The following is an 11,221-nucleotide window of genomic DNA, read 5'->3' on the forward strand; positions in this document are numbered from 1 at the left end:
ACCAGCCTGCACATGAACCTGCGCGGCATGGTGCGGTTCGGCATGGCGCCTGTCGACGCGCTGACGACCGCAACCCGAAACGCCGGCCTGCTGCTGGGCGAAAGGCTGGGCGTGATCGCGCGCGGCGCCCATGCCGACATCAGCCTCGTCGAGGGCAACCCGCTGGCCCGGATCGAGGATGCAGCGAACGTCAGGATGGTTGTCGCGGCCGGCATCCGCCACGATATCGCGTCACTTTGTGCGCCGTTCGCAGCACCGCAGGCCGCGCCGGTGCAGGCGCTGGCTGTGGCTATGCCGGGTTCAGCGCACTGGTGGCACGAACCCGCCTTCGTCGAGGCCGCGCGCCACGGCTGCTGCCACGGTCACGCCTGATCGTCGTGCGCGGGCGGCACGTCTGCCCGCAACACGTGCACCAGCAGCGCCGTCAGCAGGAAGCCGCCAAGCGGCACAACGGTTGCCACCAGCAGCAGCGCATGGCGCCCGGAGCTGCCAACCGGATGGGCCGGATCGAAGCCCAGCATCGCCAGCGGCAGCAGCGCCGACGCGCCCAGCCCGCTTCCCAGCTTGTCGAAGAAGTTGGTCATGGCGAAGGCGGCGCCCCGCACTTCGCACCCGGTCTGGCTGATATAGTCGTTCGCCAGAATGCCGGTGATCGACCTGAGCAGATACGGTCCTGCCCCGAACCCGATCCCCATCAGGGCCTGCACGCTGAACAGTCCCGGCGCACCGAACCGCGACGCAATAGGCAGCAGCGCCGCGCTGGCAGCCAGATACAGACAGGCGATCCGCAGCGTCGCCTTGTCGCCAAGCCGGTTCGCCATCTTCATCCACAACGCCATGCCGAACGGCGCGATGGCAAAGGTCAGCGTCAGGCCGAGGGCGAAATATTCCGGCGCGCCATACAGGTGGCGGGCAACGAAGAAGCCGGTCGTCGCCATCGCGGTCCAGGCGCTGTTGTACACCAGAATGGCGACCGAAAGCAGGATGAAGTCGCGGCTGAGGAGGAACGGCCGCAGCATCGACCAGCCGGCGGCCGAATGCGCGATCGCCTTGCCCTCGCGGTCGGGGGTGAAGGCGTAGGTGATCAGCGTGGCAACCGTGATCGACACCAGAATGAACAGCCCCGCAGCGCGCGCCTGCGCCGAGATATCGCTGCCATAGAAATGGCTGGCGGCAGCCGCCAGCGCGAACACCCCCAGCACGCCCGCGATCACCCCGATTTCGCGGAACCCGAACAATCGCGAAAGCGTTCGCGGGTCGGTCGCCAGCGAGGCGGCCCATGCCTGATGCACCACCATGCCGATGGTGAAAGCGATATAGACAACGCCCCCCGTCGCCACGAGGTAGAGCGGACTGACCAGCGCCTCGATCGGCATGAACAGCAGCCAGACCGCGACCAGATATAGCGGCAGCGCGATCAGCAGCCACGGGCGATGCTTCTGGCGAAAGCCCGAATGGTCGATCGCCAGCCCGATCAGCGGGTCGCAGATCGCATCGATCACGCGGATCATCACCAGCGACGAGGCAACGACCGCAAGCGGCATGCCGAACGTCTGGCTGTAGTAGGGCGGGATGAAGTTCGAAATCGCCGCCGTGGTTGCGATCAGCGGCACTGCATAGATGCAATAGGCCAGCATCTGCCCGCGCGTGAGCGGAGCGGAAGGCGCGTCTGCGGCCACCTGCCCGGTCGTCGTCATTGCGCTCCCCTCCCCTTGGTCTCTCGAACGCTGTCGATGGAATGTCTGCCCGGTGTGTCCGGTCCCTGCTTCAGCCGCCGAAGCGGGCGATCAGTTCCGTCTTGTACAGTTTGCCGGTGTCGTGCCTGGGCAGTGTGTCCACCAGCTCGATCCGCCGAGGCGCCTTCACCGGGCCGAGGCGGCGGCGCGCGAAGTCCAGCAACTGCTGCTTCAGGGCCGCCGGATCGCCCGCATTTTCGACGGGCTGCACCACGGCCAGCACGCTCTGGCCGAATTCCTCGTCGGGGATGCCGATCACCGCAGCATCGCGCACCAGCTCATGTTCCAGGAACACCGATTCCAGTTCCTGCGGATAAATGTTCACGCCGCCGGAAATAATGGTGAAATGCCGCCGGTCCGACAGGTACAGATACCCATCCGCATCGACGCTGCCGACATCTCCGAACGTGCGCCAGCCGTGCGCATTCGCTGCCTTGCGGGTCTTTTCCGGGTCGTTCCAGTATTCGAACTGCATTTCGGTTTCGAAGTATATGTCGCCAGTTTCGCCGGCGGGCAGTTCTTCGCCGTCCGGGCCAAGGATATGCACCTTGCAGCCACGCGGGCGTCCTACCGAGCCGGGGTGCTGCAACCATTCCGCCGAGCTGATCGTCGTCGAGCCGATGCCCTCGCTGCCGGAATAATATTCATCGAGGATCGGACCCCACCACTCGATCATGGCGCGCTTCACATGCACCGGACAGGGTGCTGCTCCGTGGATGGCATGGCGGTGGCTCGACAGGTCATGCCCCAGCCGCACATCGTCGGGCAGGCGCAACAGCCGGTGGAACATGGTCGGCACCCACATGCTGTGCGTCACGCGGTAGCGCTCGATGTGGACCAGCGTCGACGCGGCGTCGAAGCGTTCGGGGATCACCATCGTCGATCCGGCCGAAAGCGCCGCACTGACAAAGCGATGCGGCGCCGCATGGTAAAGCGGACAGGCGCAATAGACGACCGCCTTGTCGTTCATGCCATAGCCAAGCACCAGCCCCTGATCGAGCGGATCAGGACCAGTCGCATCGGCGGCCGGAAGCGGCTTTCTTATGCCCTTGGGCCTGCCGGTGGTGCCCGAGCTGTACAGCATCACCACACCGCGCGACCTGCCTTCGATCGGCGTATCGGGCATGGTGGCGACAAGGGCGCGCCAGTCGGGGAAGGCGCTGCCAAGGCCGATGCCATGGATTGCACCGTGGGCCGCACGCAGCAATGCTTCGTCCTCGGCGGCGAAACTTGCCGACGAAACGACGGCTGCGTTGGCGCCGGAATCCGCAAGGATATAGGCTGCGTCGCCCGCCGACAGCTTGGTCGACATCAGCACATAAACGAGGCCGCTGCGCTGCGCCGCCAGCATGGTGGCAAGGAAGTCCGGCCCGTTCGGCAACGAAAGGGCAACGCAGTCTCCGCGCTGCAACCCGATGGCGCGAAAACCATGCGCCGCCCGGTTGGTGGCGGCTTCCAGTTCGCCGCGCGTCAGCGTGACGCCGCTGTCCGGAAAGATAGCCGCGATTCCGGCCGGATCCGCTGCCGCCTGTTCACTGATACCCGCCATTGCCATTCCCTCTCGCTCGTCCGGGCAGTTCAGGCGAACGCCACTTGCGCCAGCCGGCTGGCCGCTTCGCGATACTGGGTTTCCAGCTCGTCGACAATTTCCGCAACCGGCTGCGGCCGGTCGATCGAGCCGCAGCCGTGGCCGCAGCCGCGGATATCGACCCACACCTTGATCTCGCCATCGTCGCCCTTGCGGTATTTGGCGGTTTCCGGGCTGTATTTCGGCAGATTATCCAGATCGAAACCGGCGGCGACCAGAGTCCGCTTGATGTAGTTGCCGTGAATGCCGGTGAACATGTTGGTGTAGATGATGTCGTCGGCGCCCGACGCCAGCACGTCATCCTTATGGAGCGGCGATGCAGTCGATTCGATCGATGGCAGGAACCGGGTGCCCATATAGGCAAGGTCGGCGCCCATCGCCTGCGCGGCGAACACGTCGCCGCCGGTGCTCATGGCGCCCGACAGGATGATGGTGCCGTCGAAGAATTCTTTCACCTGATTGACCAGCGCAAAGGGGCTGCGATCGCCGCCTTGCCCGCCCGCACCGGCGGCCACCAGAATCAACCCGTCGACACCCATCGACGCCGCCTTGCGCGCGTGGCGCAGGCTGGTCACATCGTGGAACACCAGCCCGCCATAACGATGCACTTCCTCAAGGATTTCGCGCGGCGGCGCCCGCAGGCTGGTGATGATCAGCGGAACCTGCTCGCGGACGATGGTTTCCAGATCAGCCTGCCAGCGGTCGTTGCGTTCCGACATCACCTGATTCACGCCGAACGGCGCCACCTTGCGGTCGGGATCGGCCGCCTGCGTTGCCGCCAGCCGGTCGCGGATTTCGCGGATCCATCCGGCCAGTTCGGTCTGCGGGCGGGCATTCAGCGCCGGGAAGGTGCCGATGATCCCGCTTTCGCACTGCGCGACGACCATTTCGATACCGGACGCAATGAACATCGGCGCACCGATCACCGGAAGCCGCAGATGTTCGCGATAGCTCTCAGGAATGCTCATGCTCGGTCTCCTCCTGTGCGGCGCCCGCACCCGACAAGCATGGTTCGCCTGTCAGGGCCTTTTCGCACAAGCGATTTGACCCCGGTTCAGTTGATCCCAGTTCACGTAAGGCCGTGGCACCGGCCCGGCACGGACTTCAGACAGCCTGGCGGATCAGGCCTTCCAGCCAGCGGCGGAAACGACCGAAGGTGGAATCGAGCTTTCTGCTTTTGCGGACAGCAAGCCAGTATTGCAGTCGGGAATCGATGGCGTCGGTTCCCAGAACCGACGCCTCGCCCGAGGCTGCCAGCCGGTCCGCCATCCATGCGGGCGCCAGCGCGACACCCTTGCCGCGCACGGCGGCATGTGTCGATGTAAGGATGGAATCGAACCGCACCACACGCGCCGACGGCGCAATGGTGAAACCGCCCGCTTTCGCCGCAGCCTCCCACGGCAGAAAGTCCGAACCGGAACTCAGCAGCGGGCCAAGCACTTCGTTGCCTACGACGATCGGCGGCACGGCCGCCGGCTGATAGACCGGCTTCATCAACAGCGGCATCAGATCGACATATTCCCACCCCTCGTCGGGGTAGGGACCGATCCCGATCAGGATGTCATAGTCGCCGCGCATTCCGCCTTCGCTGATGGTGGTGCTCGTCGAGTCCATCTGAAAATCAGGGAAACGGCGCCGGAACTCGTCCATGTTGCCAAGGATGAACTGCTCGGCAAAAGCCGACATCGCGCACAGGCGCACGCGGCGGGCGTCGGGATCGTCGACCAGCGTGTTCCAGCACTGGTCGACCGCCGCAGTCGCCTGCTCGACGGCGGCGGCCAGTTCGCGCGCGGCGTCGGTCGCGCGGATGCCCTGCCCGTCCCGCTCGAACAGGCGGCGGCCGAAGCGTTCCTCTACGAGCCGCACGCGGTGGCTGATCGCCGACGGCGTGACGCTCAGTTCATCGGCTGCGCGCTTCAGGCTGCCCAGCCGGGTGACTGCTTCGATCGTCTGCAACAAAAGGAATGGCGGCGGCGGCTGTTTCAATCCTGGTTCCCTCGTCTGCCTGTGGCAGCCGCGCGCACGCTAGCAGCCGCGATGCAGCGGCTCAATCACCGGCGGCATATGGTCGCCATCAATCCGGTTCAGCAGCCTGCGCGCGATTTTGCTTGTGCCGCGCCAAGCCGCCACGCAACTGAGGCCCCGACAGTATCCGAGGGAGAGAAGATATGGCCTGCGTCACAGTCGAGATGGACGGCCCGGTGATGATCGTCACCATGAATCGGCCGGAAAAGCGTAACGCGTGGAACGCCGACATGGTGGAAGGGTTCCGCCGCGTGTGGCTTGATTTCGCCGCCGACGATGCGGCGCGCGTCTGCATCGTGCGCGGGGCAGGTCCGGTGTTTTCGTCGGGCCTCGACTTCCGCGAACCGCCCGCAAACGACGACGGCGCCTTCCCCAACACCACAGTGCCGTGCGACAAGCCGATCCTGATCGCAGTGGAAGGCGCCTGCCTCGGCATGGCCTGCTCGCTGGTGCTGATGGGCGACATCGTGATCGCCGGCGAAGCCGCAAGCTTCGCCTACCTCGAAGCGACCATGGGCTTCCACGGCGGCATGATGGCGGGCTTTCCGGGGCGGATGCTCTATAAGCCCGGCCTGCAATGGATGCTGACCGGCGACAGCATGGCGGCGGAACGGGCACGCGAAATCGGCTTCGTTAACGAAGTGGTGGCGGCCGGATCGGCCTTCGACCGCGCGATGGAAATCGCCCGCAGGATTGCCGCCAACGCGCCGCTTGCGGTGCGGTCGATGAAGGCGATCGCCATGGCCACGCTGCCGAAAGGCCCGGTCGAACAAGGCTTCGCCACGCAGCGCATGGTCGATGCGATGCGCACCAGCGAAGATTTCCGCGAAGGGATCACCGCATTGCAGGAACGCCGGCCGGCGAACTTCAAGGGCCGCTAGGCCAGCCCGATCTCTTGCCGGGCCGTTCGGAGCCGGGTCAGTCGCTGCTGCCGATCGTCCCTGCGCGCTCCTGCACCCGCTCGTGGATGCCGCCGCGCAGGGCATAGCCCGACAGATAAGCAAGGCCGATCGAATCCTGAAAGCCCATCCGTTCGCAGGCCTGAACGCCAAAGCGCGTTGCCTGCACCGCGCGCGACGGCAGCCGGGCGATGTGGCGGGCCATTTCCAGCGTGCGGACGCGCAGGTCGGCCAACGGCACCACATGGTTCGCAAGCCCGTGCCGCAGCGCCTCGTCGGCGCCGACGCGGCTTCCCGTCATCAGCCATTCCAGCGCCTTGCCGCGCCCTGCCAGCCGTTGCAGCAGCCACATGCCACCCTCGGTAGGCACCAGCCCGTTCAGCACATAGGCCCACTGGAAAAAGGCCGTGTCGGCCATGATGCGGATATCGCAGGCAGCCGCCAGATCCGCCCCCATGCCGACCGCCGGGCCGTTCACCATGGCGATGGTCGGCTTGACCAGGTGCTGAAACCAGACATGCATCATCGCGGTATGTTCGTCGAACAGCAGGCCGTCCTTCACGAACGCCGAGCTGCCCGCCGCCGACGCCTGTTCAAGCCCCGCCCAATCCTTGATGTCGGCCCCTGCCGAAAAGGCGCGCCCCTCGCCCGTCAGCACCACCACCTTCACCGACGGGTCGTGCTTCAGTTCCTGGGTCAGCGAGCGCAGATAACGGTCGAACAACGACCAGCCGCCGGGGCGCGGCCGGTCCGTCGGCAGGCCCATCGAAAAGGCGTTCAGCCGTTCCGGCCGGTCGATGGTAACGAGCGCCACCCCCTCGTCGTCGCGCTCGATGCGGAATTTCGTCATGCCCTCTGGCGCTTCCGCCAGCACCGCATCGACGCTGGCGTATTCTGCTGCCTTGAACATGCGCTTCCTCCTCGGGCCGGTATGGACGGAAATGTCGTTCGGGCAGGACTTGCAGGCAAGGCGGCGCGGACGTGCGATTGATGAGCGCCATTCATGCAGCGCACAGGTGCAGGCCGCCCTTCCTTTTTGCCGCCCGCTGCACCATATGCACCGCATGACCGACACCCGCAAAGCCCGAGTCACCGTATCCCTGAAGCCCGGCGTTCTGGACCCGCAGGGTCGCGCTATCCAGCACGCGCTGGAAGGGCTTGGCTTCCCGCAGGTCGCCGACGTCCGCGTCGGCAAGGTGATCGAACTGGATGTCGCGCCCCACACCACGGAAGAACAGGTGGCCGAAATGGCGCGCAAGCTGCTGGCCAACACCGTGATCGAGAATTTCCGGGTCGAACTGGCATGAAAAGCGGCGTCGTCGTCTTTCCCGGCTCCAACTGCGACCGCGACCTCGCGACCGCGCTCGAACTGGTGACGGGCGCAAAGCCCGCCATGCTCTGGCACGACGACGGCGAACTCCCCGAAGGTCTCGACCTCATCGCTATTCCGGGCGGCTTTTCCCATGGCGATTATCTGCGTTCCGGCGCAATCGCGGCGCGGTCGGCGATCATGCGCGAAGTGATCGCCGCTGCGGCGCGCGGCACCCCGGTTCTTGGCATCTGCAACGGGTTTCAGGTGCTAACCGAAGCCGGCCTGCTGCCCGGTGCGCTGATGCGCAACGCCGGGCTGGATTTCGTCTGCCGCGACGTTTCGCTGGAAGTCGTCACCGCCGACAACAGCTTCACCCGCAGCTTCGGCCCCGGCGAACAGGTCGTGATCCCCGTCGCCCACCACGACGGCAACTATCAGGCCGACGAGGACACGCTGGACCGGCTGGAACAGCAGGGGCAGGTGGCGTTCCGCTATCGCGACCCGGTGAACGGCTCGGCGCGCAACATTGCCGGCATCCTGAACGACAAGGGCAATGTGCTTGGCATGATGCCGCACCCGGAACGCTGCGTCGAAACTGCGCACGGCAACACCGATGGCAGGCGGATGTTCGAAGGCCTGCTGGGAACGCTCGGCTAACGACGTTCGTCAGCCTGCCGGCGGAAGCCCGCCGGGGTCAGGCCCGTCCAGCGGCGAAACGCGCGGGTAAACGCCCCCTCGTCGGAAAAGCCCAGATCTTCGGCGATGTCGCGCACGCGCATCGGCCCGCGCAGGCGCTCGGCGGCCACGGCGTGCAGGCTGGCGTCGCGCAGCAGTTTGAACGACGTGCCTTCTTCGGCAAGCCGGCGGTTCAGATGGCGTCCGCTCAGGTGCAGCCGCTCGGCCACACGCTCCTTGCCCCAGCGCGGATTGGCGCGGACGATCCGCTGCACCTCGGCGCTGAGGCTGGCGTGCGCCAGATCGGCCAGCATCCGGTCGGTCAGGTGGCGCAGGTGCCGGTGCAGCGTGCTGTTCGCCTGGATGAACGGCAGATCCAGTTGATCGGCACCAAAGACCAGCGCGTTCACCCCGGCGTCGAAGCAGGTTTCGATCCCCAGCAACGCGCGATATTGCGCCGTGGGCGCCAGCGGTCGATGTTCGAAGCGCATCGCGTTCGGGCGGAACCTGTCGCCGCTCGCCCACAGGATCAGCCGCAGCAAACCGGCAAGCGCCGCCTCCACCCGCTCGGCGCGGCGGACGGCCATGTGCGGCTGATAGCGAACCGCCGCATGGCCCGGCCATTCGTCGATCGAGAAATCCCCGCCCTCGCCGATGATCGGCGCAACCTCGGCCAACTGCTGCAATGCTTCACCCAGCGTCTCGCAGCTTGCCAGCAGCATTCCCGCGCAATCGAGATGGCCCGGTTGCAGGGCGAGGCCCAGCCGAAGCCCGGCAAGCGGATCGTGGCTGGCGGCGCAATAGCTGTCCCACAGTCCGTCCAGCGTCGCCAGCGGCAGGCGCGGCTGATCCTCCACCTCTTGCAGCAGCGCTTTGGGCAGCGGCAGGGCATTGCGACCGGCGCTTTGCACGATGGCGCGGGCATAGAGCCGGTTTACGCTGAATGGTTCCTCTGCCGTGGCCTGAATTGCCATCTCACCGTCCCGATTGAAGCGTTACAGCCCCTGCCCTGACGGATAGGTTGCCTGCTCCTACGGCCATCCTAGCAGCGGCCCATAGGCCTGCAAGGCCGGTCGCCAGCATCGAGGCCACAAGCGCAAGGACAGGACATGGCGGAAATCACCGGTGGCGAACTGCTTGCACGCATGTTGCAGGCCGAAGGGGTCAGCCACGTCTTCGGTATCATCGACGGCACCTATTTCGGCTTTTATTCGGCGCTGCACCGCCTCGGCATCGAGATCGTGACGCCGCGCCACGAAACCTCGGCCGCCCATATGGCCGGCACCTATGCGCGCCTCACCGGCAAGCTTGGCGTATGCATGGCGTCGAACGGGCCGGGAGTGGCCAACATCCTGCCGGGCCTCGTGGTCGAACAGGCCGAGGGGAACCGCGTGCTGGCGATCACCAGCGCCCGCCGCCCGGCGATCATGTATCCAGACCGTGGCGGCGCCTACCAGTGCTTCGACCAGAGCGGGGTGATCGGCCGCATCGGCAAGTGGAGCGCCGCAGCCTCGTCGTTCGAACGCATCCCGGAACTGGCGCGCAAGGCGCTCCGGGCCTCGTGGGAGGGGCGGCCCGGCGTCGTGCATCTGGATATTCCGGAAACGCTGATGAACGGCAAGTTCAAGGCCCCCGCGCAGTGGCGCCCGGCGCAATACCGGCGGACCATGCCGCTGCTGCCCCCTGACGAACAGGTGGCCGAAGCCGCGCAAATGCTGTTGCAGGCAGAAGCACCGATGATCCACGCCGGCAGCGGCATCATCCACGCCGGCGCATTCGATGCGCTGGCCCGTGTCGCTGAACTGCTGCACGCCCCTGTCACCACCAGTTGGGCAGCGCGCGGCGTGCTTAGCGAAGCGTCGCCGCTGGCGATCCCGATGCCCAACATCAAGGTCAGCCACAAGGTCCGCAACGACGCCGACGTGGCGCTGATCCTGGGTTCGCGCGTGGGAGAAACCGACTGGTGGGGCAAGCCACCCTACTGGCGCGACCCGGCGCAGCAGAAAACGATCCAGGTTGATATCGACGCCACCATGCTGGGCCTGAACAAGCCCGCCGATCTGGCCGTGCAGGCCGACGCGCGTTTGTTCCTGGAGGCGCTGGTCGACCAACTGCAAAGTGCGGCGCCGGCGAACCGGCAGGCGCGCGAACAGCGGGTGGCGGGCTATGGCAAGCTGATCGCCGCCGAACGCGCAGAAGCCGCCAAGGCGCTGGCCGACATGCGCGTGCCGATGAACCCCGCCCATATCGCCAGCATCTGCGGCGAATTGTTCCCGAGCGACAGCGTGCTGGTCGCCGACGGCGGCAACGCCGCCGTGTGGGCGATGTTCTACCACCGCGCCATTGTGCCGAACCGCATCCTCTCGACGTTCAAGTTCGGGATGCTGGGCGCCGGAATGGCGCAGGCGGTCGGCGCGGCGATCGCGCTTCCGGGCACACCGGTCTGCTGCATCATCGGCGACGGCGCCTTCGGCTTTCACCCGCAGGAAGTGGAAACCGCCGTCCGCAACAAGGCGCGGGTGATCTGGATCGTGCTGTGCGACCGGCAATGGGGCATGGTGAAGATGAATCAGCAGTTCATGCTGCGACCATTCAAGACCATGCTGATGAAAAAGCTCGACGACGACGAGACGATCAAGGCCGATCTGGGCGAAATCCGCTTCGACCTGCTGGCGCAATCCATGGGCGCATTCGGCCAGCGGGTGTCCTCGGCCGATGAATTCCGTGTGGCGTTGCAGCACGCAATCGACTGCGGTGGCGCCGCGGTGATCCATGTCGATGTCGACCCGGTGAAGCACATGTGGGCGCCGGGCCTCATCCACTTCAAGAAGATGCACGAAGAGCCGGGGTCCTGACACGCCCCGGCCGGGCGGCGGCGCTTCAGCGATGCAGCGCGAGCAGAACCCCGGTCATGCCAAGCAGCGTGAACAGCAACTGCCGGAACCGCTGCTCGTCGAGCCGGTGGTGCAGCCATTCCCCGACGACA

The 11,221-nt window shown here is 66.0% G+C and carries 11 protein-coding genes; 5 read left to right on the top strand and 6 right to left on the bottom strand.

What is annotated here, in order from left to right:
* On the top strand, positions 1-372 hold a 372-nt coding region (locus tag AC16JP_RS07795), incomplete at its 5' end, for an amidohydrolase family protein (RefSeq protein ID WP_484340047.1).
* Here the strand turns inward: AC16JP_RS07795 and AC16JP_RS07800 are convergent.
* The 4 genes from AC16JP_RS07800 to AC16JP_RS07815 all read right to left on the bottom strand — a co-directional run bounded on the left by AC16JP_RS07800 (position 363) and on the right by AC16JP_RS07815 (position 5,310).
* A complete protein-coding gene (locus AC16JP_RS07800) occupies positions 363-1,697 on the bottom strand; it encodes an MFS transporter (RefSeq protein ID WP_484340048.1) in 1,335 nt (444 codons plus the stop codon). The two genes, AC16JP_RS07795 and AC16JP_RS07800, sit on opposite strands and share 10 nt — an antisense overlap.
* A gap of 70 nt (positions 1,698-1,767) precedes the next feature.
* The gene (locus AC16JP_RS07805; RefSeq protein ID WP_484340049.1) at positions 1,768-3,285 is read right to left on the bottom strand and encodes an AMP-binding protein; all 1,518 of its coding nucleotides are present in this window, start codon (positions 3,283-3,285) and stop codon (positions 1,768-1,770) included.
* 29 nt (positions 3,286-3,314) lie between these two features.
* Positions 3,315-4,292: an NAD(P)H-dependent flavin oxidoreductase gene (locus AC16JP_RS07810; protein ID WP_484340050.1), complete on the bottom strand. Its 978-nt coding sequence runs from the start codon at positions 4,290-4,292 to the stop codon at positions 3,315-3,317.
* A gap of 136 nt (positions 4,293-4,428) precedes the next feature.
* Positions 4,429-5,310, bottom strand: a complete 882-nt coding sequence (locus AC16JP_RS07815) for a LysR family transcriptional regulator (protein ID WP_484340051.1) — start codon at positions 5,308-5,310, stop codon at positions 4,429-4,431.
* A gap of 182 nt (positions 5,311-5,492) precedes the next feature.
* On the opposite strand from AC16JP_RS07815, the gene AC16JP_RS07820 reads away from it, so the two are divergent.
* Complete coding sequence (locus AC16JP_RS07820) at positions 5,493-6,230, top strand: enoyl-CoA hydratase/isomerase family protein (RefSeq protein ID WP_484340052.1); 738 nt, start codon at positions 5,493-5,495, stop codon at positions 6,228-6,230.
* A 37-nt stretch (positions 6,231-6,267) separates the two neighbouring features.
* Here AC16JP_RS07820 and AC16JP_RS07825 read toward each other — a convergent pair whose 3' ends face one another.
* Complete coding sequence (locus AC16JP_RS07825; RefSeq protein ID WP_484340053.1) at positions 6,268-7,158, bottom strand: enoyl-CoA hydratase/isomerase family protein; 891 nt, start codon at positions 7,156-7,158, stop codon at positions 6,268-6,270.
* Positions 7,159-7,312: 154 nt separating this feature from the next.
* Between AC16JP_RS07825 and purS the strand changes: the two genes are divergently transcribed.
* Positions 7,313-7,555: a phosphoribosylformylglycinamidine synthase subunit PurS gene (gene purS, locus AC16JP_RS07830; RefSeq protein WP_484340054.1), complete on the top strand. Its 243-nt coding sequence runs from the start codon at positions 7,313-7,315 to the stop codon at positions 7,553-7,555.
* The gene (purQ, locus tag AC16JP_RS07835) at positions 7,552-8,217 is read left to right on the top strand and encodes a phosphoribosylformylglycinamidine synthase subunit PurQ (protein WP_484340055.1); all 666 of its coding nucleotides are present in this window, start codon (positions 7,552-7,554) and stop codon (positions 8,215-8,217) included. Before purS ends, purQ begins: the two co-directional genes overlap by 4 nt.
* Here purQ and AC16JP_RS07840 read toward each other — a convergent pair.
* Positions 8,214-9,209, bottom strand: a complete 996-nt coding sequence (locus AC16JP_RS07840) for an AraC family transcriptional regulator (protein WP_484340056.1) — start codon at positions 9,207-9,209, stop codon at positions 8,214-8,216. The two genes, purQ and AC16JP_RS07840, sit on opposite strands and share 4 nt — an antisense overlap.
* 135 nt (positions 9,210-9,344) lie before the next feature.
* On the opposite strand from AC16JP_RS07840, the gene AC16JP_RS07845 reads away from it, so the two are divergent.
* Positions 9,345-11,090: a thiamine pyrophosphate-binding protein gene (locus AC16JP_RS07845; protein ID WP_484340057.1), complete on the top strand. Its 1,746-nt coding sequence runs from the start codon at positions 9,345-9,347 to the stop codon at positions 11,088-11,090.
* Positions 11,091-11,221: the final 131 nt, after the last annotated feature.

It is taken from the genome of Sandaracinobacteroides sp. (assembly GCF_057137845.1).